This is a genomic window from Pseudooceanicola marinus (assembly GCF_002786295.1).
Classification (GTDB): Bacteria; Pseudomonadota; Alphaproteobacteria; order Rhodobacterales; family Rhodobacteraceae; genus Pseudooceanicola; species Pseudooceanicola marinus.
This window is the reverse complement of the sequence record NZ_PGTC01000022.1, coordinates 88,434-112,292: the sequence shown is the minus strand read 5'-3', so window position 1 is coordinate 112,292 and position 23,859 is coordinate 88,434. Positions and strand designations below refer to the sequence as shown.

The 23,859-nt window shown below is 66.7% G+C and carries 22 protein-coding genes; 9 read left to right on the top strand and 13 right to left on the bottom strand.

Annotated features, from left to right (window positions below):
* Nucleotides 1-109 precede the first annotated feature (109 nt).
* The 6 genes from CVM50_RS17615 to CVM50_RS17590 all read right to left on the bottom strand — a co-directional run bounded on the left by CVM50_RS17615 (nt 110) and on the right by CVM50_RS17590 (nt 6,966).
* On the bottom strand, nt 110-493 hold the full coding sequence (locus CVM50_RS17615; RefSeq protein WP_157792222.1) for a sigma 54-interacting transcriptional regulator: 384 nt from the start codon (nt 491-493) through the stop codon (nt 110-112).
* A 186-nt stretch (nt 494-679) separates the two neighbouring features.
* Nucleotides 680-1,771 (bottom strand): ABC transporter ATP-binding protein, encoded by a 1,092-nt coding sequence (locus tag CVM50_RS17610; RefSeq protein ID WP_085889821.1) that lies wholly within the window; start codon nt 1,769-1,771, stop codon nt 680-682.
* Nucleotides 1,772-1,777: 6 nt separating this feature from the next.
* Nucleotides 1,778-3,430, bottom strand: coding sequence for an alpha-glucosidase (locus CVM50_RS17605; RefSeq protein ID WP_085889820.1), 1,653 nt, complete (start codon nt 3,428-3,430; stop codon nt 1,778-1,780).
* An 11-nt stretch (nt 3,431-3,441) separates the two neighbouring features.
* The gene (locus CVM50_RS17600; protein ID WP_085889819.1) at nt 3,442-4,596 is read right to left on the bottom strand and encodes a carbohydrate ABC transporter permease; all 1,155 of its coding nucleotides are present in this window, start codon (nt 4,594-4,596) and stop codon (nt 3,442-3,444) included.
* 10 nt (nt 4,597-4,606) lie between these two features.
* Nucleotides 4,607-5,608 carry a carbohydrate ABC transporter permease gene (locus tag CVM50_RS17595; RefSeq protein ID WP_085889818.1) on the bottom strand — a complete coding sequence of 334 codons (1,002 nt, stop codon included), beginning with the start codon at nt 5,606-5,608 and terminating at the stop codon, nt 4,607-4,609.
* Nucleotides 5,609-5,697: 89 nt separating this feature from the next.
* A complete protein-coding gene (locus CVM50_RS17590; RefSeq protein WP_085889817.1) occupies nt 5,698-6,966 on the bottom strand; it encodes an ABC transporter substrate-binding protein in 1,269 nt (422 codons plus the stop codon).
* 242 nt (nt 6,967-7,208) lie between these two features.
* On the opposite strand from CVM50_RS17590, the gene CVM50_RS17585 reads away from it, so the two are divergent.
* The 3 genes from CVM50_RS17585 to CVM50_RS17575 all read left to right on the top strand — a co-directional run bounded on the left by CVM50_RS17585 (nt 7,209) and on the right by CVM50_RS17575 (nt 10,006).
* Nucleotides 7,209-8,252 (top strand): LacI family DNA-binding transcriptional regulator, encoded by a 1,044-nt coding sequence (locus CVM50_RS17585; protein WP_085889816.1) that lies wholly within the window; start codon nt 7,209-7,211, stop codon nt 8,250-8,252.
* Nucleotides 8,253-8,298: 46 nt separating this feature from the next.
* The gene (locus CVM50_RS17580; RefSeq protein ID WP_085889815.1) at nt 8,299-9,621 is read left to right on the top strand and encodes a GH1 family beta-glucosidase; all 1,323 of its coding nucleotides are present in this window, start codon (nt 8,299-8,301) and stop codon (nt 9,619-9,621) included.
* Nucleotides 9,622-9,706: 85 nt separating this feature from the next.
* The gene (locus CVM50_RS17575; RefSeq protein ID WP_085889814.1) at nt 9,707-10,006 is read left to right on the top strand and encodes a hypothetical protein; all 300 of its coding nucleotides are present in this window, start codon (nt 9,707-9,709) and stop codon (nt 10,004-10,006) included.
* Between the two features lie 3 nt (nt 10,007-10,009).
* Here the strand turns inward: CVM50_RS17575 and CVM50_RS17570 are convergent, their stop codons facing one another.
* The 7 genes from CVM50_RS17570 to CVM50_RS17540 all read right to left on the bottom strand — a co-directional run bounded on the left by CVM50_RS17570 (nt 10,010) and on the right by CVM50_RS17540 (nt 16,884).
* Nucleotides 10,010-10,819, bottom strand: coding sequence for a carbohydrate ABC transporter permease (locus CVM50_RS17570; RefSeq protein ID WP_085889813.1), 810 nt, complete (start codon nt 10,817-10,819; stop codon nt 10,010-10,012).
* Entirely contained in the window at nt 10,816-11,709 is an 894-nt protein-coding gene (locus CVM50_RS17565) for a carbohydrate ABC transporter permease (protein WP_085889812.1), read from the bottom strand. The genes CVM50_RS17570 and CVM50_RS17565 overlap by 4 nt, the downstream gene beginning before the upstream one ends.
* Before the next feature lie 111 nt (nt 11,710-11,820).
* Nucleotides 11,821-13,077: an ABC transporter substrate-binding protein gene (locus CVM50_RS17560; RefSeq protein ID WP_085889811.1), complete on the bottom strand. Its 1,257-nt coding sequence runs from the start codon at nt 13,075-13,077 to the stop codon at nt 11,821-11,823.
* Nucleotides 13,074-14,171 carry an ABC transporter ATP-binding protein gene (locus CVM50_RS17555; RefSeq protein WP_085889810.1) on the bottom strand — a complete coding sequence of 366 codons (1,098 nt, stop codon included), beginning with the start codon at nt 14,169-14,171 and terminating at the stop codon, nt 13,074-13,076. The genes CVM50_RS17560 and CVM50_RS17555 overlap by 4 nt, the downstream gene beginning before the upstream one ends.
* Nucleotides 14,164-14,931, bottom strand: a complete 768-nt coding sequence (locus CVM50_RS17550; RefSeq protein ID WP_085889809.1) for a DeoR/GlpR family DNA-binding transcription regulator — start codon at nt 14,929-14,931, stop codon at nt 14,164-14,166. The genes CVM50_RS17555 and CVM50_RS17550 overlap by 8 nt, the downstream gene beginning before the upstream one ends.
* Before the next feature lie 231 nt (nt 14,932-15,162).
* A complete protein-coding gene (locus CVM50_RS17545; protein WP_085889808.1) occupies nt 15,163-16,326 on the bottom strand; it encodes a CaiB/BaiF CoA transferase family protein in 1,164 nt (387 codons plus the stop codon).
* A 93-nt stretch (nt 16,327-16,419) separates the two neighbouring features.
* Complete coding sequence (locus tag CVM50_RS17540; RefSeq protein WP_085889807.1) at nt 16,420-16,884, bottom strand: MarR family winged helix-turn-helix transcriptional regulator; 465 nt, start codon at nt 16,882-16,884, stop codon at nt 16,420-16,422.
* A 179-nt stretch (nt 16,885-17,063) separates the two neighbouring features.
* Between CVM50_RS17540 and CVM50_RS17535 the strand changes: the two genes are divergently transcribed.
* The 6 genes from CVM50_RS17535 to CVM50_RS17510 all read left to right on the top strand — a co-directional run bounded on the left by CVM50_RS17535 (nt 17,064) and on the right by CVM50_RS17510 (nt 23,822).
* Nucleotides 17,064-18,119: a hypothetical protein gene (locus CVM50_RS17535; RefSeq protein ID WP_232618284.1), complete on the top strand. Its 1,056-nt coding sequence runs from the start codon at nt 17,064-17,066 to the stop codon at nt 18,117-18,119.
* Nucleotides 18,116-19,366 carry a 2-hydroxyacyl-CoA dehydratase family protein gene (locus CVM50_RS17530; RefSeq protein ID WP_085889805.1) on the top strand — a complete coding sequence of 417 codons (1,251 nt, stop codon included), beginning with the start codon at nt 18,116-18,118 and terminating at the stop codon, nt 19,364-19,366. The genes CVM50_RS17535 and CVM50_RS17530 overlap by 4 nt, the downstream gene beginning before the upstream one ends.
* Nucleotides 19,363-20,550, top strand: a complete 1,188-nt coding sequence (locus CVM50_RS17525) for a CaiB/BaiF CoA transferase family protein (RefSeq protein WP_085889804.1) — start codon at nt 19,363-19,365, stop codon at nt 20,548-20,550. Before CVM50_RS17530 ends, CVM50_RS17525 begins: the two co-directional genes overlap by 4 nt.
* Nucleotides 20,547-21,584 carry a CoA transferase gene (locus CVM50_RS17520; RefSeq protein WP_085889803.1) on the top strand — a complete coding sequence of 346 codons (1,038 nt, stop codon included), beginning with the start codon at nt 20,547-20,549 and terminating at the stop codon, nt 21,582-21,584. Before CVM50_RS17525 ends, CVM50_RS17520 begins: the two co-directional genes overlap by 4 nt.
* The gene (locus CVM50_RS17515; protein ID WP_085889802.1) at nt 21,581-22,750 is read left to right on the top strand and encodes a CaiB/BaiF CoA transferase family protein; all 1,170 of its coding nucleotides are present in this window, start codon (nt 21,581-21,583) and stop codon (nt 22,748-22,750) included. Before CVM50_RS17520 ends, CVM50_RS17515 begins: the two co-directional genes overlap by 4 nt.
* 70 nt (nt 22,751-22,820) lie before the next feature.
* Nucleotides 22,821-23,822, top strand: coding sequence for a TRAP transporter substrate-binding protein (locus CVM50_RS17510; protein ID WP_085889801.1), 1,002 nt, complete (start codon nt 22,821-22,823; stop codon nt 23,820-23,822).
* Nucleotides 23,823-23,859: the final 37 nt, after the last annotated feature.

Below are 23,859 nucleotides of genomic sequence, written 5' to 3'. Positions count from 1 at the left end.
GGAGAGGATCCGGCGGGGGTTTTCCTTTGACCTGTCGAGGAGCGGTCAGGAGCGTCTGCCGGTTCAGGCAGGCATCGGGTGGTCGACCTTCAGCGCCCCCAACACCTGTTCAGTCAGGATCTTCCGCGCGGGTTTCGCCGAGGTGGGCAGCGACACCTCCCGCCCTTCGGTCTGCAACGTGTCCCCGGACGACAGGATCAGCGCCCGTGCCGTCACGGGTCTCCACCTCGCGCGACAGGTCGCAGCTGGTAGAGGCGTTCAGGCGGACGTTGAAGCCACGCTGCCGGTCTTCACCGACGCGGGTCACCTGCTGGTCGCGCAACGCAGCCCGCAGCCGTCCCTGGTAGTCCAGCGGCAGGTCCGCGACCTCCTCCAGGAAGAGGGTGCCGCCATGGGCCAGCCGCAGCCGACCGGCCTTGTCGATGCCGTGCCCGTTGACCCTGAGTTGGCCGACTTTCGCAATATGCCCCTGCCACACGTCCAAACGGACCACGTGCCGCCCCTTAGACGCGTCCTGATCTTCACCTCGTTCCAAATACCTCCCGCCGGAGGCGACCGGCCGCAGGCCGGTCCCCATCGGACCTCCCGGGCCTTCGACGCGACGGGCATGAAAAATCCCGCCGGCGGCACCGGCGGGACTCTCGGGCGGGATCCCTGAACGCACAGGCCGGCGGACGCCTCAGCGGTGGCGCATCGACAGGCCTTCGTGGAACAGGTGAACGTGCTCCGGCGCGGCGGTCATCTTCACCGTCTTGCCGCGCAGGTGCTTGTGCATGTCGGGCAGCTTGGCGATCAGCGCGGGATCCGTGCCAACCGTCTCGAAGTAGAGCAGTGTCACCTCGCCCAGGGCCTCGGTGATGTCGACCTGGCCGGTGAAAAGCGCCTCGCCCACCTCGGTCGGCAGCAGGTGTTCGGGCCGGACGCCGATGTTGACGGTCTTGCCCATGTCCGCCTCGGTCGTCTCCACGGTCGAGCGGGCGATGCCACCGGCGTCCAGCGTGACCTCCGTCTCCGCGCCGGTTGCGGTGATCTTGCCCGGCAGCAGGTTCATCGCCGGCGAGCCGATGAAGGTCGCCACCATCTCGTTGCGCGGGTTCTCGTAGAGCTCCAGCGGCGCGCCGACCTGGGCGATGCCCTTGTTGGCCAGCACCACGATCCGGTCGGCCAGGGTCATCGCCTCGACCTGGTCGTGGGTGACATAGACCATCGTCCGGTCGGGCATCTCTTCCTTCAGGCGGGCGATCTCGATCCGGGTGGCGACGCGCAGCGCCGCGTCGAGGTTCGACAGCGGTTCGTCGAAGAGGAAAATCTTCGGATCGCGGACGATCGAACGGCCGATGGCGACCCGCTGACGCTGCCCCCCCGACAGGGCCTTGGGCAGGCGGTCGAGGTAATCTTCCAGCTGCAGCTTCTTCGCCGCATCCATCACCGCCGCGTCGATCTCCTCCTTCGACTTCTTCGCCAGCTTCAGGGCGAAGGCCATGTTTTCCCGCACCGTCATGTGCGGGTAAAGCGCGTAGGACTGGAACACCATGGCGATGCCGCGCTGCGCAGGCGGCACGTCGTTCATCCGCTGGCCGTCGATCTCCAGCGTGCCGCCGGTGATCTTCTCCAGTCCCGCGATCATGCGCAGCAGCGTGGACTTCCCGCAGCCGGAGGGGCCGACGAAGACGATCAGCTCGCCGGCCTCGATCTCGAGGTTGATGTCATTGAGGACGTTGACCGCGCCCCCGTAGGTCTTCGAGACATCCGTCAGCGTCAGGTTGCCCATTCTTCCTCACTCCCCTTCTTTTGCCAGCACAGCATAACCCCAGCCGGGCAGTTTGACAGCCTTGCCCTCCGGCGCGACGGTCCCCTGCAGCCCGTCGGCGACGCTGGTCCAGTTGCCTGCGGGCAGGGTCAGATCGGCCTCGGCCTCACCGAGGTTGAAGGCACAGAAGAGGGTCTCGCCCTCCCCGTCGCGGATGAAGGACAGCACCGTGCCCTCGGCCGACAGCGGCGTCTGGCTGCCGCGCTTCAGGACCGGGTGATCTTGGCGCAGCGCCACCGAGCGGCGGTAGTGGTTGAGGGTCGAGGTGGGGACGTTTTCCTGCAGGTCTACGGCCTTGGCGGCCTGGCTGCCGCTGACCGGAAGCCAGGGGCGTGCGTCACCGCCGGTGCCGAAACCGGCGTGAGGGTTGTGCGCCTCCCAGACCATCGGGGTCCGACAGCCGTCGCGGCCCTTGAACTCGGGCCAGAACTGAATGCCATAGGGATCCTGCAGGTCCTCGTAGGCCACGTCGGCCTCATAGAGGCCCAGCTCTTCGCCCTGGTAGAGGCAGACCGAGCCGCGCAGGCACATCATCATCACGTTGAAGCAGCGGATACCCGCATCTTCCAGCTTCCACCGGGTCGGATGGCGCACAACGTCGTGGTTGGAAAACGCCCAGCAGGCCCAGCCGTCGCTGGCGACCTGGTCGACCAGATCCATCGTGGTCTTCACGTAGTCGGCGGAGGGCGTGTCACCGGCCAGCAGTTCGAAGGCATAGCACATGTGCATCAGGTCGTTGCCGCGGGTGTACTGGCCCAGGATCTCCAGCCCACGCTGGTCGTCGCCCACTTCGCCGACGGCGGCGGCATCATAGGGCTCCATCACCGCGCGCAGCTCGCGCAGGAACTCCAGGTTCTCCGGACGCGACTTGTCGTAGAGGTGGTCCTGCCAGATGTAGGGGTTCACCGCGGGCGCCGTGTTGGCCACCCGTTTCTCGGGCGGCAGCGCGGGGTTGTCGCGCAGCTCGGCGTCGTGGGTGTAGAAGTTGATCGTGTCCAGGCGGAAGCCGTTGACGCCGCGGTTCAGCCAGAAGCGGGCCACGCTCAGCAGTTCCTGTTTCACCGCCTCGCAGTGGAAGTTCAGGTCGGGCTGCGAGGTCAGGAAGTTGTGCAGGTAATACTGCTGGCGCCGCGCGTCCCATTGCCAGCCCGAGCCGCCGAAGATCGACAGCCAGTTGTTGGGCGGCGTGCCGTCGGGCTTGGCGTCGGCCCAGACGTACCAGTCGGATTTCGGGTTTTCGCGGCTGGCACGGCTTTCGGCGAACCAGGGGTGCTGGTCCGAGGTATGTGACAGCACCAGGTCGATCAGCACCTTCAGGCCCAGCTCGCGCGCGCGGCTGGTCAGGTCGTCGAAATCGCGCAGGGTGCCGAACATAGCGTCGACGTCGCAGTAGTCGCTGACGTCATAGCCGAAGTCCTTCATCGGGGAGGTGAAGAAGGGCGAGATCCAGATCGCGTCGGCGCCGAGAGAGGCGATATGGTCCAGGCGCTGCGTGATGCCGGCCAGATCGCCGATCCCGTCACCGTTGGCGTCCTGGAAGCTGCGCGGATAGATCTGGTAGATCACGGCACCGCGCCACCATTCCGCGGTCTTTTCGGCAGAAGCAATCGTTGTCGTCATGGGGAGCATTCCTATTTCACGGACCCGGCCAGAAGGCCGCGGACCAGGTATTTCTGCATGAAGAAGAAGACGAGCAGCGGCACGGCGATGGAGACAAAGGCCGCTGTGGCCAGGATCTCCCAGTCACCGCCCCGGGTGCCCATCAACTCGACAATCTGGTTGGTCATCACCGTGGTTTGCCCCGAGGCGTCGATCAGGAAGACCTTGGCCACCAGCAGGTCGTTCCAGGTCCACAGGAACTGGAAAATGGCGAAGCTGGCCAGCGCGGGGAAGGACAGCGGCAGGATGATCCGGGTGAAGATCTGGAATTCCGTCGCGCCGTCCACCCGGGCGTTCTCGATGATGTCGCGGGGCAGGCCCGCGATGTAGTTGCGCAGAAGGTAGACCGCCATCGGCAGGCCGAACCCCGTATGCGCCAGCCAGACGCCCATGTAGCCCTTCCCGATGCCGATGTTCAGGTGCAGCTTCAGCAGCGGGATCAGCGCCAGTTGCAGCGGCACGACCAGCAGGGCCACGACGCCGGCGATCAGCAGGGCGCGGCCGGGGAAATCCATCCAGGCCAGGGCATAGGCCGCGAAAGCGGCGATCAGGATCGGAATGACGGTGGCGGGAATCGTCACCGTCATGGTGTTCAGGAAGGCCTTCTGCATCCCATCGGTGCTGGAGCCGGAGAAGAGGACGCGGTCATAGTTTTCCAGGGTGAAGGTGGGCGGTTCGGACACGGTGCCGAAGACCCGCTCCCCCCGGCTGCCCTCGAAGGGTTCGCTGTTCTCCAGCCGGTAATCGCCGTTCTCCGCGATGGTGATGGTGCCGCCGTCGCGCAACTCGGCCACGTCACCGGGCGCATAGGCGCTGACATCGCGAGAGGAGGTGCCCCAGGCCGACAGCGTGTTGGCCTCGGCCCCGCCATCGGTGAAGACATTGCCCTCGATCACGTAGAGATCGCCCTCCTGCACCTGGTCCTCGGGCGAGGCAATGCGGAACCCCTCCACCTGTTCGGTGGCAAAGAGCGATTTCCACCAGCCGCTGGTGGAGATCTGGTCGCCGGTGCGGAAGGACGAGACCAGAAGGCCGAAGGTGGGGATGATCCACAGGATCACCATGAAGGCCACGGCAAGATGCGTCGCCCAGAGAAGTGCGGGTTTCTGTCCGGCAATATTTTTCATCACCGCCTCCTCAGTTCATTTCCTTGCGCGCGTTGCGCACGTTCCAGACCAGGATCGGCAGCACCAGCACCATGATGACGATGGCCGAGGCACTGCCCACGCCCCAGTCCCGGGCGACGAAGAGCTTGGCGTACATGTAGTTCGCCAGAACCTGCGTCCCCCACTGGCCGTTGGTCATGGCAAAGACGATGTCGAAGATCTTCAGCACGATGATGGTGGTCGTGGTCCAGACGACCATGATCGTGCCCTTGATCTGCGGCACCTTGATCTTGAAGAAGATCTGCATCGGGTTGGCGCCGTCGACGATGGCGGCCTCGATGGTTTCTTCCGGGATGCCGCGCAGGGCGGCCGACAGGATCACCATGGCAAAGCCCGTCTGGATCCAGACCAGCACGGCCATCAGGAAGAAGTTGTTCCAGAAGGGAATGGTCAGCCAGGTCTCGGGCTGTCCGCCCAGGGCGACCACGATGGCGTTGAGGATGCCGATCTGCTCCTGCCCTGCGGGGCGGGCGTCATAGACCAGCTTCCAGATCACCGAGGCCCCGACGAAGCTGATCGCCATGGGCATGAAGATGATCGACTTGGCGATATTGCCCCACTTGATGCGGTCGGTCAGCTGGGCGGCCAGCAGACCGAAGACCGTGGCCAGCCCCGGCACCACCAGCAGCCAGAGCATGTTGTTGATGATCGCTTCCCAGAACTTCGGCTCGTTGGCCATCTGGATGTAATTGTCGAGCCCCGCCCAGACATAGCCGCCGCCCGGGACCCGCTCGGTCAGCGACAGGCGCAGCGTCTCGACCACCGGGTAAGCCAGGTAGAGGCCCAGGGCGAACATGGCGGGGAACAGGAACAGCCAGGGCCGCACCATGTTGGCGATGTTGATGTTGCGCCCGGCGCGCGGGCCGCGTGGCGGAAACAGGGTATCCAGCAGCAGGTTGGACCCGAGAAAATATCCGATGCATACGCTGATGCCGATCACGATCGTCAGCAATCCCTGCAATGCCGGTGCCATGGTACCCTCGTCTGCTTGTCGCCGAAGTCAGGCGCGGCCCGGAAAGTTGCCTCCGGGCCGCGCGATCGCAGGTTTCCCCGCGATTGGGTTTACTTGATGGCGTCCCAGGACGCCTGGATGTCCGCGCCGACATCTTCGGCAGACTTGCCACCGACGTAGTCCACCATGCCGGTCCAGAAGGACCCGGCGCCGACCGCGCCCGGCATCAGGTCGGAGGCGTCGAAGCGGAAGGTGGTGGCGTTCAACAGGATGTCGTTCATGTTCTTCAGGGTCGGATCCCCGAAGACCGAGGTGTCAACATCCTTGTAGGGCGTCAGGAAGCCGGACATGGCCATCCAGGTTTCATGCGCCTCGGTGGTCTGCAGGTACTTGATCAGATCCTGCGCGCCCTGGCTGTCGTTGGTGATCGCCCAAAGCGTGCCGGCGCCCAGCACCGGGGTGCCCAGATCGCTGTCGCCATAGGCCGGGAAGTAGAAGAAATCGACGTCTTCGCCGACCACCGCATCATCCGGGAAGAAGGTCGGGATGAAGGACGCCTGCTTCAGCATGTAGCACTGCGGCGGGAAGGAGAAGAGGCCCTGCGGTGCATCGCGGAAGTCGGTCGCGGCCACGGCATTGGCGCCACCGGCGACGAAGTCGTCATTCTTGGCGAACCAGCCGAATTCCTTGATCGCCTCGATCACCTTGGGATCGTCGAAGGGCATGTCGTTGCTGACCCAGGCGTCGTATTCCTCGGGGGTGGCGACGCGCAGCATCAGGTCTTCGACCCAGTCGGTCGCCGGCCAGCCGGTTGCGGCGCCCGACCCCAGGCCAATGCACCAAGGCGTCTCGCCGTCTGCCGCCATCTGCTCGGTCAGCGCCTTCAGCTCTTCCATGGTCTCGGGCACGTCGTAGCCCGCATCCTCGAAGTTCTCGGGCATATACCAGACGAGGGACTTCACATCGACCTTGAAGAAGAAGCCGTAGAGGCTGACTTCACCATCGGGGCCGGCAAAGCTGCCCAGGTCGACCCAACTGTCACCGGCGGCGTAGTGCTCGCGCACCCAGTCGTCGGTGCCGTCGGCCAGCGGCGTCAGGAAGCCGTTACGCGCCATGTCCTGCGCCAGGCCCGGCTGCGGGAAGATCGCGATGTTCGGCGCCGAGCCCGCCTCGGCGTCGATGACGATCTGCTGTTCAAAGCTGTCGGAGCCCACGTAGGACACGTCGTGGCCGGAGGCTTCCGCGAAGCCTTCCAGAACCTTTTCGACCTGCTCCTGGTCAGGGCCGAGCCAGGGACCGAAAACGGTGACCTGCTCTGCTTGTGCCGCGCCGACCGTCAGGGCCAAGCTCGCCACGCTCGTGTAAAGTACTTTGTTCATAGCCAAATTCCCTCCCGAATGCGCCATGCGCCATCTTGTTTGCTCCGAATCCAGTTCAAAGCGCTTTGAGGCGTGTGACGATAAATGACACGCACCCCAGTGATGTCAACAATTTGCCGAAAATTCAAGTTTAGCAGGACGTCAGGTCAGCACTCACGCCCTTTTATCAAGGGCATTGACGTGACGGGTCTTTGATTGCACACAGAAAGCCGCACCGATTTTCAAAGCGCTTTGGATAGCTGATGAACCTGAAAACCCTGGCAGAAGCCCTCGGCCTGTCGCAGACCACGGTCAGCCGCGCCCTGAACGGCTACCCGGAGGTCAGCGCGGCGACGCGCCGCAGGGTCGAGGAAGCCGCCGCGCAAATGGGCTATCGCCCGAACAGCCGGGCCAAGGGCCTGGCGACGGGGCGCGCGATGCTGATCGGCCAGGTCATCCCCACCTCGACCGAGCATGAGATGGTCAACCCGGTCTTCGGGGATTTCGTCGCCGGCGCCAGCCAGAACCTGGCGCGGGCGGGCTACGACATCCTGCTGACCCGGGTGCCCGGCGACGACGAGGGCAAGGTGTACCGCGAGTTCCGCGCCCGGGGCGCCGTCGACGGGGTGATCGTCCAGGCGCCAGCGGTGAACGACGAACGCATCGCGCTGCTGAACGACATCGGCCTGCCCTTCGTGGTGCACGGCCGCTCCACCGGGGTCGACCTGCCCTATTCCTGGATCGACGTGAACAACACCCAGGCCTTCCGCCGCGCGACCGAGTTCCTGATCCAGCTGGGCCATCGCCGCATCGCGCTGATCAACGGGCTGGAACGGATGGATTTCGCCTTCCGCCGGCGCAAGGGCTACACCCACGCGCTGGAGGCCGCAGGGCTGAGCTCCGATCCCATCCTGATGTGCACCGACGAGATGACCGAGGAATTCGGTTTCAAGAAGACCCGGCACATGCTGTCGCTGGAGGACCCGCCGACGGCGATCATCTGTTCCTCGATCCTGTCGGCCATCGGCATCCGCCGCGCCCTGCAGGAAGCCGGGCTGGTGATGGGCCGCGACCTGTCGGTCATCACTCATGACGACGACCTGTCCTACCTCAAGAACGGCCAGGACCTGCCGATCTTCACCGCCACCCGGTCCTCCGTCCGCATGGCGGGCGAGTTGCTGGCCGATGCACTGGTGCAGCTGATCTCCGCACCGGACGAGGGCCCGATCACCCGCCTGCTGGAAGCGCAGCTGGTGGTCGGCAGCTCGACCGGCCCCGCCCCTCTTCAGGCCGCGCGCCTGGGCTGACACCCCTTTCCGACCCGGGCCCCGGCCCGCAGCAGATGAGAGACCCATGACCTTCTCCCGACAGGATTTCCCCGAAGGCTTCCTCTTCGGCACAGCCACCTCCTCCTACCAGATCGAGGGGCACGCCTTCGGCGGCGCCGGTTCGACCCACTGGGACACCTTCGCCGCCACCCCCGGCAACGTGGTGCGCTCTGAAAACGGCGACCGTGCCTGTGACCACTACCACCGCTACGAGGAAGACCTGGACCTGGTGAAGGGCGCGGGCTTCGACTGCTACCGCTTCTCCACCTCCTGGGCGCGGGTCCTGCCCGAGGGGCGCGGCACGCCCAACCCCGAGGGCCTCGATTTCTACGACCGGTTGACCGATGCCATGCTGGAGCGCGGCATCAAGCCCTGCGCGACGCTGTATCACTGGGAACTGCCCAGCCCGCTGGCCGACCTGGGCGGCTGGCGCAACCCCGACATCGCCAACTGGTTTGCCGATTTCGCCGAGGTCATCATGGGCCGCATCGGTGACCGCATGCATTCCATCGCGCCGATCAACGAACCCTGGTGCGTGGCCTTCCTGTCGCATTTCCTGGGCCACCAGGCGCCGGGGCTGAAGGACATCCGCGCCACCGCCCGCGCCATGCACCACGTGATGAAGGCCCACGGTACCGCCATTCAGGCGATGCGCGCCATGGGCCTCAAGAACCTGGGCGCCGTGGTGAACATGGAATGGGCCGATCCGGCCGATGACACCCCCGAGGCGGCCGAGGCCGCAGCCCTTTACGACGGCTACTACAACCGTTTCTTCCTCGGCGGCATGTTCAAGAAGGAATATCCCGCCAATGTCATGAAGGGGTTCGAGCCGCATATGCCCGAGGGCTGGCAGGACGATTTCGACGTGATCGCCAGCCCGCTCGACTGGGTCGGGGTGAACTACTACACCCGCAAGCTGATCGCGCCCGACGACGGCCCCTGGCCGCATCACCACGAGGTCGAAGGCCCCCTGCCCAAGACCTTCATGGACTGGGAGATCTACCCCGAGGGCCTCTACAAGTTCCTGAAACGCACGGCGGAGGAATACACCGGCGACCTGCCCCTGTTCGTCACCGAGAACGGCATGGCCAATGCCGACGTGATCCAGCCTGACGGCACCGTCAACGACCCGGAGCGTCTGGACTTCGTGCAAAAGCACCTGGCGATGATGAAGAAGGCGGCGGACGAAGGCGTGCCGGTGAACGGCTACTTCCTGTGGTCGCTTCTGGACAACTACGAATGGTCGCTCGGCTACGAGAAACGCTTCGGCCTGGTGCATGTCGACTTCGAGACGATGAAACGGACGCCGAAAAGCTCCTACTATGAGTGGCAAAAAGCGCTTCGCTGAGCAAACCCGGGCCGCGCCTTGACGCGGCCCTGACCCCTTTGACAGAATCCGTCAACGTATGGATGCCACCGGAAGAGGGCCGCCGATGATCTATCTCTGCGGATTTCTGTCACTCGCCCTGATCGGGCTGTCGGCCGGGGCCTACCTGCAGCTGCCCCGTGCCAGTCACCTTCCCATGCAATGGGGGCTGGATGGCCGCCCGACCTGGTCAGCGCCCCGCGGGCTGGCCCTGTGCCTGACGCCGCTGCTGGCCGGCGGTTTCGCGCTTCTGTTCCACCTGCTGGCCGATGCCGGACCCGCGGCGATCGCGCTGATCCTCGGCGCCTTCACCGCCGCCCATATCCTGCACCTGGTGCTGGTGCGCCGACACCTGACGCAGGACTAGGCCCTACTTGATCCCTGCCCGCAGGAAGGCCTGGACGAACTGGCGCTGGAACACCAGGAACAGCACCAGCAGCGGCGCGATGACCATCACGGTCGCCGCCGAGATCACCGAGATGTCCACGCCGTTCTCCGGCGCGCCGAAGATCGACAGGCCCACGGTCAGGGGCCGGGCGCTTTCGGTGTTGGTGACGATCAGCGGCCAGAGGAAGTTGTTCCAGTGCGTCGCCACCGAGACCAGCGCATAGGCGATATAGGTGGGCCGGGCGGCGGGGACGTAGACGCGCCACAAGACGCCCAGCAGGGAACAGCCCTCGACCCGGGCGGCCTCGTCCAGTTCCATCGGCACGCCCTTGAAGGCCTGGCGCATCAGGAAGATGCCGAAGGCAGAGGCCATGTAGGGCACCCCGATCCCCGCGATCGTGTCCACCAGCCCCAGCGAGGCGGCGATGGCGTAGTTCTTCACGATCAGCACTTCGGGCAGGATGAAGAGCTGCAGCAGGATCAGGGTGAAAACCGTGCCCTTGCCGCGAAAGTCGATGCGGGCGAAGGCAAAGCCCGCGAGGGTGCAGAGGAAGAACTGCCCGGCCAGCACCAGCGTCACCAGCAGGAAGGTGTTAAGGAAATAGCGCAGCCAGGGCGCGCCGTCCCAGGCGGTGCGGAAGTTGTCGAGGATCAGAGGCGCCGAGAGGGTGAAATTCACCGCATCCGTCGTGGCATGAAATGCCGCCCAGAGGGCAAACAGCAGCGGAGAGATCCAGACCAGCGCCAGCAGCAGGGCCAGCGCCGCCTCGATCCGGGGCATCAGGCGCGTCATTGGTAGTGGGTCCTTCTGTCCAGCAGTCCGAACTGCAACGCCGCCACGATCCCCAGCACTGCCAGTACCAGCACGGTGGTGGCCGCCGCCATGGGACTGTCGAAGAAGGCGAAGCTGAGCTCCCAGATATAGTAGAGGATCAGTTTCGAGCTGTCCGATGGCCCGCCCTTGGTGAGGATGAACAGGTGGTCGATCAGTTTCACCGAGTTAATCAGGGCATTGACCAGGATGAACAGCGTCGTGGGCATCAGAAGCGGCAGCACGATGCGGCGGGTATAGGTCCAGCGGCTGGCCCCCTCGATGTCGGCGGCCTCTTTCAGCTCTGGCGGGATGGTTTGCAGCGCCGCCAGGTAGAAGATCATGAAGAACCCGCTCTCCTTCCAGATGGTCACGATGCAGATCGCCCAGAGGGAGGTTTCGGGCCGCCCGAGCCAGTTCATCGAGCCCAGGCCGACGAGGCCGAAAAGCTGATCCAGCACGCCGATGTCCGGTGTGTAGAAGAACAGCCACAGGTTACCTGCCGCGATCATCGGCAGGACCGTGGGGGTGAAATAGGCGGTGCGCAGGAAGGATTTGCCGGGGATCTTCGAGTTGGCCCAAAGCGCCATCACCAGCGCCAGCGCGATGGAGATGGGGATCGTCACACCGGCATAGAGCAGGTTGTTGCCCGCCACCTTCCAGAAGGTCGGATCCTCGAAGAGGAAGCGGTAATTGTTCAGCCCGATGAACTCGGACGGGCGCCGCCGCGTCTCCCGCGAGAAGAAGCTGGCCCAGAGCGTGGCGACGGAGGGATAGAAGGCGAAGGTGCTCAGCATGACCAGCGCGGGCGAGAGCAGGAGCCACCCGTGGATTGCCCGGCGCCTTGTGGCGATGCGGAATGCGTCTGTCATGCTGAGCCTTTTCTGACCCGCGCCCGGGGATGCAGGCATGGGCGGGATCCGGGGGCCCGTAGGCCCCCGAGGGGAGTACAGCCGGGGGCCCGCAGGCCCCCGGGGGAAAGATTACTGGTAGGCCCGCAACAGGCGCTCGGCGGCGGATTGCGCCTCGCCCAGGGCCTCCTCGGCCGACTTCTCGCCGGTCAGAGCGGACTGGATGGCGTTGTTCAGCCCTTCGCGGACGCGAGCGGTTTCAAAGGTCGAAAACTCGGCCACGGCCACTTTCAGCTGATCCCGGGCGACCAGCGCCGGAGGGAACTCCTCGGCATAGGCTTGCAGGGCCTCGGTCTCATAGGCGGCAGGGGAGACGCCCATGTAGCCGGTGGCGATGGACCACTCGGCCGCCTTCTCGGGCTGGGTCATGAACTGGATCAGCTTCAGCGCGGCGGCCTTTTCCTCATCGGTGCTGTCCTTGAAGAGGTAGAAGTTGCCGCCGCCCGTGGGCGAGCCGGGTTGCACATTGGCGGGCAGCATGGCGACGCCGAAGTCGAACTCGGCCGCGTTCTTCACCGCGGTCAGGTTGCCAGTGGAATGCCACATCATCGCGGTCTGCCCTTCGAGGAAGGCCTGACGCAGGGTGCCCCATTCGACGGTGCCCTCGGGCATGATGCCCTCGTCGACTGAGAGCGACTTCCAGAACTCCAGCGCCTCGACGGCCTCGGGGGCGTCGAAATAGGTTTCCAAACCGTCGCCCGACATCAGCTCGATCCCGTTCTGCACGGCCAGGGCCTGGAACATCCAGTAGGGGTAGCCGGTCGAGGGGATCATCAGACCGTAGTGGTCGTCATTGGTCAGGGCGCGGCCCATCTCGACCATCTCGTCCCAGGTTTCCGGGGCGTGCTCGGGGTCCAGGCCCGCCTCGGCGAACATGTCCTTGTTGTAATAGGCCACGATGGTGGAGCGCTGGAACGGGATGCCCCAGGTCTTGCCCTCGACCTGGCCGTTGGCCATCAGCCCGGGGTAGAAGCTGTCGATCCACGCCTGGCCGCCCTCGCCCAGAACGTCGTCGAAGGGTACGATCATGTCCTGTTCGATCAGGTCGTAGGCGTCAATGGAGAACATGACGGCCAGCTGGGCGGGCTCGCCCGCGTTCAGCGCCGCCAGGGCCTTGATGCGGGTGTCGTCGTAGTTGCCGGCGTAGATGGCGTTGACGGTGATGTCGGGGTTCGCGGCCTCGAATTCCTCGACCATGCCATCGACCACCTTGGTCAGCGGGCCGCCCACGGCGATCGGGTAGTACATGGTCAGTTCGGTGGCGCTGGCCGGGTTGACGGCAAGGGCGCCGGCGGCGAGCATGGCCGCGGCAGAAACTTGGCGGATCATCGGGATACCTCTTCGGTCTGCTGGGATGGGGCCTTTCGGCCATCACGGGGTGCGGTTTGGCGATCGGTCGCCCCGTAATTCTGCTGCGGGTCCTTTTGTCCGCCCGGGGCGGGGAAAAGGACCCGGTGTTCGTCCGGCAGGGCCAGGCCCATGGCCGTGCCCTCCGCCAGCTCGCGCCGCCCGGTCAGGATTAGGCCAAGACCGCGCGCCCGGGGATGGCCCAGCAAAACCCGGGTCTCGCCGCCCAGAAACTCGCAGGCCTCCACCTGGGCCACCAGATCGGCGTCATCGACATGCGCCCGCTCGATCTTCTCGACCCGGATGCCGATCTGCGCGGCGCCTTGCCCCAGGGCTGCGCCTTCGACCAGGGCCATGGGCGGGTCACCGATGAACTCGGCCACGAAGGGTGTTGCAGGGCGGGTGTAGAGGTCTTCCGGGGCGCCCTGCTGCTGCACCGCGCCGTCCTTCATCAGCACCACGTGGTCCGACAGCGACATCGCCTCGGACTGGTCATGGGTGACATAGACCACGGTCAGCCCCAGGCGCCGTTGCAGGGTCTTGATGTCGCGGCGCACGGAATGGCGCAGCTTGGCGTCGAGGTTCGACAGTGGCTCGTCCATCAGGCAGAGGGGATGCCCCGCCACCACGGCACGGGCCAGCGCCACGCGTTGCCGCTGGCCGCCAGAAAGCGCGCCGGGCTTGCGATCCTCCAGCCCTTCAAGGCCGGTCATCGCCACCGCCTCGGCCAGCTTCTCGGCCTGGGCCGCCCGGCTGGCGCGGCGGACCTTCATGCCAAACAGGATGTTTTCGCGCACCGAGAGGTGGGGGAAAAGCGCGTAGCTCTGAAACACCATCGACAGGCCGCGCGCGGCGGGCGCGGCATGGGTCACGTCCTGCCCACCGATCAGGATTTGCCCCGATTGCGGCACCTCCAACCCGGCCAGCAGGCGCAGCAGCGTGGACTTGCCGCAGCCCGAGGGGCCCAGGATCGACACGAAGGCGCCGCGCGGCACCGAAAGCGAGACGCCGCGCACCCCGCCCTTGCCGTCCCATTGACGACGGATCTCGCGCAGCTCGACGAAGGGATCAGACATGAACCCCCTCCATCGCCAGCACCAGCTTGCCCGGGTAGCCGTCCAACAGCGGCTGCCAGTCAGCCCCCGGCGCGCGGTCCAGCACGACCATGCCCGCCTCGTTCAATTGCCCGCCCACGGCCGCGGCGCGGCGGCCGAATTTCGTCCGGTCGGCGACAAGGATCGAGCGGCGGGAATTGGTCCGCATCTGTTCGCGCATCTGCACCTCGGCGGCGTTGAAATCCAGCAGACTGCCGTCATGGTCGATGCCGCCAACGCCATAGATGCCGAAATCCGCCCGGTAGGTGCGGAACAGCTCCACCGCCTCGGGGCCCAGGATGTCGCGATCCGGCAGGCGCATCTCTCCGCCCGGCAGGATGATCCGGTTGCCGGGGTTTTCCGACAGCGCCAGGGCCGCGTTCAGGTTATTGGTGATGACGGTCAGCGCCTGCTTCTCGGCCAGGGCGCCCGCGACAATGGCGGGCGTCGTCCCGATGGAGATGAACAGCGTCGCGCCGTCGGGGATGACACGGGCCACCTCGCGCGCAATCGCCGACTTCTCGTCGAAGTTCAGCACCGCGCGGGCGTGGTAGGGCAGGTTCGCCTGGCCCTCGATATACTCCGCCCCGCCGTGCAGGCGCCGCAGCTTGGCCTCTTCGCAAAGCGCGTTGATATCGCGGCGAATGGTATGGGCGGAGACGCCAAACGCCTCGGCCAGCCCGTCGACCATCACGCGGCCCTCGCGGCGCGCCAGCTGCAGAATCTGTTCCTTGCGGTCCATGGCGCTCACTTCAGCATTTCACATGCTCAGTTGAGCGGACTTCCATGTCAGTTTTGCTACGTTTCGTGGAAATTCCTGCGACGATTGCCGAGCCGCGCATCCTGCGGTCAATCCCGGCCTGAAAAGCACCGACATCGCAGAGGGGGCGGCGCAGGCCGCGCACAAGCATACGCCCCGCACCCGCGCAGGGAACGGGCCGTGGTGCCCGCGGGGCCTACTACGCCTGACGGCTCAGGCGCGGCTGCGCAGGGCCGCCAAGATCTCTTCGGTATGTTGCCCGAGACCCGGCGCGGGGGCGCTGACGCCGGGGCCATCATGGGCAAAGCGGAAGCCCGCGTTGAGGATCTGCGCGCTGTCGCCGGTGACCGGGTCCGGCACGTCGAGGAACAGATCACGTCCCTGGATCTGCGGCATCTCCATCGCCTCGGCCAGGGGACGCACCTTGCCGGCGGGCACGCCGGCCCCGGCCAATACATCTTCCCAGTCGCTGGCGCTGCGGGTGGCGAAACGGGGGCGCAGGATCGCCTGCAACGCGGCGTCATGGGCCAGCCGCGCGGGCGGGGTGGCGAAACGGGCGTCCTCCAGCAGGTCGGCCAGATCCATGGCGCGGAACAGCCGTTCCACCTGCACCTGCTGCACGGCGCCTATCGTGATCTCGCCCTCGGCGGTGTCGAAGGTGTCGGCCGTGGGTGCGCCCGAAAAGCCGCGATTGCCGGCCCGAACCGGTTCGGTGCCGGTCAGCAGATAGGGACTGATGACCGAGGACATCAACACCATCGTCGCATCGAGCATCGAGACATCGACCACCTGTCCCTGCCCCTGCGGATCCGCCTGCCGCTGCGTATAGGCGGCCAGAACGGCAAAGGCCGTCAGCAGGGCCGTGTAGGTGTCGACGATGGGAAAGCCCACGCGCTGTGCCGGGTCGCCCTCCTGGCCGGAGAGGTACATCAGCCCAGACATGGACTGGATCACCTGATCGATCGCCGGGTAATCCCGCATCGGCCCGGCCTGGCCGAAGCCCGAGACGGAGCAATAGATCAGCCCCGGATGCGCGGCGCGCAAGTCGGCCTCCCCCAGCCCCAGGCGGGCGGCGACGCCGGGGCGGAAGTTCTCCACCAGGATGTCAGCGCTGGCGACGATGGCGCGGGCGGCCTCGCGGCCCTCCTCGCTTTTCAGGTCCAGCACCACGGATTTCTTGCCGGCATTGGCCCCGACGAAGGGTTCCGCCATGCCCCGGCGCGCCTCCGCCCGGGTGTAGTACCGCATGGCATCCCCCGCCGGCGGTTCGATCTTGATGACCTCCGCCCCCAGCAGGCACAGGAACTGCGTGGCTAGGGGACCCGCGATCACATGACTGAAATCGGCGATTCTGACCCCCGCGAGCGGCTGCGCCATGGTCCTCTCCCTCTCCTCCAAATTAGTTCACAATGGAAACCGTATGAAGGTGGATTGTCAAGCTCCCTGCCCAGGCCGCCGACGCAGCGACCCTCAGCGGCTGCGGATCACCCGCCAGATCATGTCGAAAAGCTGTGCCCGTTCGGCGTCGCTCAGCACGCCCAGGATCGTGTCCTGAAGGCCCAGCATGTCAGTGCGCATCGCGGCCACGCGGGCCAGGCCCTGCTCGCTCAGGTGCAGGGCATTGTACCGCTGGTCGCCGCCGGACTTGCGTCGCTCGATCAGCCCGTTGCGCTCCAGCTCGTTGATGGCCTTGGTCAGGGCGGATTTCTTCAGCACCACCGCCTCGGCCAGCTCTTTCTGCGAGACACCGGGGTTCAGCGCGATCAGGTTCAGCAGCGCGACCTGCCCCGAGGCGACGCCGTGTTTCTCGAAGAAATCGCCCGTCTGTTCCAGCAGCTGCGCCCGCAACACCCGGGTGACAAAGGAAATATCCGTCGCAAGGTGCCCCAGAGACACCTCCGATCCGTCTGTTTTTTCGGACTTTTCTTCACTCATGACCAACCCCCGGCTTTCAGATTGGCTAGCCGCAGGAGGCGATCCTGTCAATTTCGGGAGTTGACAAAGGGGGCAAACAGTTTCCAAAGTAAACCAATTGGAGGCCTGCGGCAGGGAGGAGACCAGCCGCTGCCCTCGACAAAGGGAGGAGGAACATCGTGCCAGCGATGGAAGAGCTCATGCGCGTCTTTCGCGACCGGGCGGATCACGTCACGCCATCGGGGGCGCCCCTGGTCGGCACCTTCGGCGACGGCCTGCCCGAGGCGCTGATCCGGGCCGCCGGCGCGCGTGCCGTCGAGGTGAAAGCGCCGCCGCTGGCAGATGCCGCGAGCGGGCCGCAGGTCGCCGCGGTGACCCGCGTGGCCGAGGGCTTCCTCGACGATTTCACCGCGCGCTTCCTGCATCGCTTCGCCGCCGGTGCCTTCGACAGCTACGCGATGATCGTCTTTGCTCGCGACGACGTGGCCGGGCTGACCGCCTACCAATACGCCACCGAGTTGCGCCGCCTGGGCCATGTCCCCCCGACAGGCCCGCGCCTGCACCTGTGGAACCTGCTGCATGGGCAGAGCGAGGCCATTGCCCGGTTCAACGCCACCGAGGCGGAACGGCTGGATGCAGCCCTGACGGAAGCGACCGACGCGGCCCTGTCACCCGACACTCTGACCGAAGCCCTGAGCCGCGAGGCGGCCCGGGCGCAGGCGCTGACCCGGCTGGAGGGGCACCCCGACCTCTTCACCCTGCGCAACGCCGGTCGCTGGCTGGAGGCCGAGGCCCATGCCGCGCTGCTCGACACCGTCGAGACGGTGGAGGAGCCGCAGACCGGCCTGCGCATCGGGCTGATCGGCACCGCCTGTGACCTGCCGCTGCTGCATGACCTGGCCCGCCACTTCGGTCGCGTCACCGCCGACCTGACCCCCTATGGCGATCCCTGGCCCGGCCAGCACCTGGGCCAGTCAGAGACCCTGCTGCGCGACGTGGCCGAGGTGCCGCTGCACATTCGCGCCAACCCGCCCCGCCGCTATGGCGAGGCCCTGCGCGCCGGGCTGGCGAGCTGCGATCTGGTCATCGCCTCGCCCGATCACAACGACGACAGCTTCGGCTGGGACCTGCCGACCCTCGCCCGCGACCTGGCAGGCCAGGGCACGCGCTTCGCCCGGCTCCCCCTGCGCCCCTTCCGCCCCGATGCCGCCTGGATCGACACCGCCCACAGCCGTATCGAGGAGGCCCTCGCATGACCATGGCCGCCGCCGCCACCAGCTATCAGCGCGACTGGATCAAGGGGCTCCGGGCCGAGATCACCCAGGGCGCGCCCTTTGCCTTCGTCAACGCCGACACGCCGCATGAGATCTTCCATTTCATGGACGTGCCCATGGTCACCAACCAGTGGTGGTCCGCCGTCATCGCCGCGAAACAGCAGGCGCCTTTCTACTTCGACTGGATGGAGGACGCGGGCTTTCACCGACATCTGCCGAAGTATTCCTCGCTGCCGCTGATGGCCCTGCTGGAGGGCGACGCCGCGCGTCAGCCCTGGGGTGGCCTGCCCGCGCCCGCCCTGCTCTGCGCCCGGGCCAGCTCCGACGAACATGCCCGCATCTTCCAGCTGTGGTCCGACGAGACCGGCGCGCCGCTGCACCTGCTTTCGGCCCCCGCCGTTCCGGACCCCGCCCCCGACTGGTGGGTGCAGGCGCGCAGCAAATGGGAAGATTTCTACGGAACCGCCCGGCTGGACCTGATGGTGGCCGAGATCGAAGAGCTGATCGGCGCGGTCGAAAAGATGACCGGCCGCACCTTCGATCGCGACGCTTTCGCGGCCTACATGGATCGCATCGACCGGCAGGAGAAGATCCTGGACGAGGTCAGCCAAATGATCGCCGAGGCGCCCAAGGTGCCCGTGGGCATCGGGGAACAGATGCCCAATGTGATGATCCCGCAATGGCATCGCGGATCGGACTGGGCCCTGCAGCATGTGGAGGCCTTCCGCGACGAGGTGGCCCAGCGGATCCGGGACGGTCACGCCGCCTGCCCGAACGAGAGGATCCGCATGATGTGGATCGGTGCCGGGCTGTGGTTCGACACCTCTTTCTACAAGGCCTTCGAGGAGAGCCACGGCGCCACCTTCGCCTGGTCCATGTACCTGCCCTTCGCCGCCGACGGCTATATCCGCGAAGATCACGGCGACCCGCTGCGCGCGCTCGCGGCGCGGGTCTCGGCGATGAACGAACAGCTGCACCAGCCGCCCTGGGTTAACGCCTGGATGGTCGAACAGGCCAAACGCTATCGCATCGACGTGGCGCTGCTGCTGATCCCCGAACATGACCGCTTCTCGGGCTACGGCTCTCTCTTCGTCAAACAGGCGCTGGAGGCAGCGGGCGTCACGGTGATCGAGGTCTGGTCGGACATGGTCGACCCGCGCGACTGGGACCGCGAGGCGGTCGTGGCGCAGGTGACAGAGGCCCTCGACAAGTTGGAGGAAAGAACATGACCGGAGCCCTTCACGGTCTGAAGATCGCGGATTTCAGCTGGGTCGGCGCGGGGCCGCGCGCCACCAAGGACCTGGCCGACAATGGCGCCACGGTGGTGAAGATAGAAAGCGCGCGGCGCCTCGATCTGGGCCGCCGCTCTCCCCCCTTCGCCAAGGGACAGTCGAAGAACCACGATGCTTCGCTCTTCTTCGCCCAGACCAATACCTCGAAGAAAAGCGTCACCATCAACCTCTCCGATCCGGCGGGTGTCGAGGTGGCCAAGCGGCTGGTGGCCTGGGCCGATGTGGTGGTCGAGAACTTCGGTCCCGGCTACATGGATCGCATCGGCCTGGGCTACGAGACGCTGCAACAGATCCGCCCGGGGATCATCCTGGCCTCCGTCTCGGTCGCCGGGCGCACCGGGCCGATGGCAGGCTTTCGCGGCTACGGCAATATCGCCGCCGCGCAGTCCGGCCATGCGGACATGACCGGCTGGCCGGGCACCGAGCCGCATATGCCCCCCTTGGCCTATGGCGACGTGGTGGCGCCGATGTTCCTGACCGTGGCGATCCTCTCGGCGCTGGAGGCCCGCGACCGCACGGGCCAGGGCTGCCACGTCGATGTCAGCCAGATCGAATCCATGGTGCATGTGGCCGGTGACCTCTTCGCCGGTATGCCCGAGGAGAAGCCCGCCAACGATGATCCCGTCATGGCGCCGCACGGGGTCTTCCCCTGTGCGGGCGAGGACGCCTGGATCGCCATCGCCTGCGAGGATGACAGCCAGTGGCGCGCCCTTTGCGCAGTACTGGGCGCCGGCGATCTGGCGACCCGCCATCCCGATGCCGCTGCGCGCCGTGCCGCCGCACCGGTGCTCAGCCAGGCTCTGTCCGACCTGACCGCCGCCCGCGACGGCGCGACGCTGGAACAGGCGCTTGCCGCAGCCGGCGTGCCCGCCTCCCTGGTGCTGGACGGCAAGGGAGTGGCCGAAAGCACCGCGTTGCAGGCCGCAGGCCACTTCGCCCCCACCGATCACCCGGTCATCGGCCCCGCACGCATGCCTGCGCCGCCCTATGACCTGCCCGACACGCCCGTCGCGATCACCGCCTCCCCCTGCCTCGGCCAGCACAACGCCGAGGTCTTCGCCGAGATCGGGTTGAGCGCAGACGACATTGCCCGCCTGACCAAGGAAGGAGCCCTGGCATGAGCGATCAGACGCAAGCGACGGCCCTGCTGTCCGGCCTCAAGGTCGTCGTCCTGGCTGACCGGCTGGTCGACTTCGGCGGCGAGATGCTGGCCCGGCTGGGTGCCGATGTGACCCTGGCCGACACCGGCGAGGTGACCGAGATCCGGCAGGCGGCCTGGCACGGGGGGATGCGGTCCTCCCCCGCATCATCCATCCCCCTGGCCGAGCTGCTTGCCGGTGCCGATGTGCTGCTGGACGACCGCCGCCGCAACCCCCGCCCCGAGGTGGACGCCCTGGCCGCCAGCCATCCGCAGCTGGTCCACGTCGTCGCCACCGCCTGGCCCGAAGGGCAGCCGCCCCGTCCCGCCACCGACCTGACGCTGATGGCGCAATCCGGGTTGATGCATGTGATCGGCACCGCCGAGGATCCGCCCCTGCGCCTGCCCGGCGAACAGGCCTATGCCCTGACCGGCATCCAGGTGGCCACCGCCGCCCTGATGGGCCTGCGCGCTCGGGCCCGGACCGGCCGGGGCCAGCGCATCCCGGTCTCGGCGCTGCAATCGGTGACGCTGGCCAATTACCGCGAGGCGGTGATGTATGAATGGACGGGCCGCATCGGGCGGCGTGTCGGCAACAAGCTGGTGCGCGGTGCCTCCGGCGTGCGCCAGGTCTGGCCCTGCGCCGATGGCTACGTCACCTGGTCGATGATCGACAACCCCGGCATGATGCGCGCCGTGGTCCGGGTCATGGACGAGGAAGGCTGCGCCGGGGAACTGGCCGGGATCGTCTGGGAAGACATCCTGGTCGCCGACACGGATCAGCAGATTATCGACCGCTGGCAGGACATCGTCGGCGCCTTCTTCGCCCGCCACACCCGGGCCGAGCTGGGCGACTGGTCGTTGAAGCTGGGCTGGGGCCTGTCGCCGATCACCAAGCTGGCCGAGGTGCCCGACAGCCCGCAGATGCAGGCGCGCGGCATCTTCGTGGACACGCCGCAGAGCAAGCTGACGCGTGGCCCGCTGTTCGCGGTGCATCCCGAAGGGCAAAGCGCATGACGGCCGCGCTGCCCCCCTCTCTCGACGGTCTGCGCGTGCTGGATTTCTCGCGCCTGCTGCCCGGCCCCTACTGCACCTGGTTGCTGGCCGATCAGGGGGCCGAGGTGATCCGGGTGGAAAACCCGCGCGAGCTGGCGAAACAGGCCAAGGTCTTTGGCTGGGACAAGATGGATGCCGAGGACCAGGCCCGCCAGCGCGGTCGCGACATGCTGGCGCGAGGCAAGAAATCCCTGCGGCTAGACCTTGGCGACAGCGACGCGCAGGCGGTGCTGAAACGGCTGGTGGCGCGGGTGGACGTGGTGGTCGAGGACTACCGCCCCGGCGTTCTGGCGGGCCTCGGCCTGAGCTATGAGGATCTCAGCGCGCTGAACCCCGCGCTGGTCTACGTCAGCCTGACCCTTTGCGGTCAGACCGGCCCGCTGCGCGACAAGCCCGGGCATGACCCGGTGGCGCTGGCCCTCTCGGGGGTGATGTCGCGCACCGGCGAGGACCCGGAGGCGCCCGGCCTGCCCGGCACGCCCGCCGCCGACGTGCTGACCGGCAGCCACGCGGCCTTTGCAACCCTGGCCGCCGTCATGTCCGCCCGCGCCACCGGCCTGGGGCGCCATGTGGACGTGGCGATGACCGAATGCGCCATGACGCTGACCGCGAACCTTCTGTCGCGCTACGAAACACCCGCCGACGCGCCCCCGCGCGGCAGCCGCCGGGCCGACCTCGGCCTCTGGCGCTGCGCCGACGGGCGCTGGCTCTGCACCACCGACATGGAACCCCGCTACTGGGCGACGTTCTGCGAGGTGATGGGACGCCCCGATTTCATCCCGCTGCAACTGGACGCCAGCCGCCGCGACGAGATCCGCGAAACGCTGCAGGCGCTGTTCGCGGAGAAACCCCGCGCCCACTGGCTGGCGCTATTCGCAGAGGCCGGCACCCAGTTCGCACCCGTGAACGATGTGACCGAAGCGCTGGCAGAGGAGCAGTTCCGCACCCGCGGCGCGGTCGTCGACGTGACCCTGCCCGGCGGCACCCGCCAGCCGCAACTCGGCCCGCCCGTCCGCCTGGGCGGGGAACCCGCGCCCCGGCCCGCGGCCCTGCCGGGCCACGACAATGCCGAGATCCTCGAACGCCTTGGGCTCGAACAGGAGGAGATCACCGCGCTGAGCGGCTGACGCCCCGGCGCCACCGACCGGGGAGACAACTCCGGCAATCTACGCAATCGTGTTTCCAGGGAGGAGAACCATGAAACATGTAATGATGACCGTCGCAGCGATCGCCTTCGGCGTCTCTGCCACCGCCGCTGTCGCGGCGGATTTCAATCTGACTTATGCCTCGCCCTATACGACGGCCCACCCCTACGGCCAGGCCGACGCGGAATGGATCGCCCGGATCGAGGAGCAATCCGACGGGCGGGTCGCGATCACCCCCTACTGGGGCCGGGCCCTGATCACCAGCCGCGAAGGGGTGGACGAACTGGCCGCCGGCATCGCCGATGTCTCCTATATCGCGCCGATCTACGCGCGGTCGGGCTATGACATGAACCGCTTGGTGCCCGGCATGTTCTACGGCTACATCGATCCGCAGAAGGTACTGGGCGTCTACATGGACCTGGTGGAGGACTACCCCGTCTTCCAGCAAGAACTGGGCGTGCACGTAGTGGGCTACAACGTCGGCACGCCGATGCACCTGCTGCTGCGCAACGCCCCGCTGGAGACGCTGGACGACCTGAAGGGGCTGCGCATCCGCTCCGCCGTCGACTTCATCGGCCCGCTGGCGGCCTTCGGCGCCGAGGGCGTGACCATGCCGATGACGGAGACCTACCCTTCGCTGGAAAAGGGCGTGCTGGACGGGGTGATCGCCCCCTACGAGGCGCTCAAATCCCTCAGCTTCGCCGAGGTGGTCAGCTACTACTCCGAACTGCCCCATTCGCGCGGCGCCTATCCGTCGCGGGCGGTGAACATGGACACCTGGGAGAGCCTGCCGGAGGACATCCAGGCGATCTTTGACGCCAATACCGACTGGCTGAGCCAGCGCACGTTGGAGCTGTCGATGGAAGCCGAAGCCGAGGGGCGCGCCTACGGTGCAGAGGAAGGCGTGGAATTCAACAGCGTCGCCCCCGAAGTGGTCGCGGAGTATTCCCAGGCCTTCGCCCCGGCGCTTGCCGAGGTTGCCGAGGAGCTGGACGCCATGGGCAAGCCGGGCACCGAGGTGCTGGAGCGGATCCGCGCGGCCCACGAGGAATGACGGACGAGCGAGAGCGGCGGCCCCGCCGCTCTCGTCC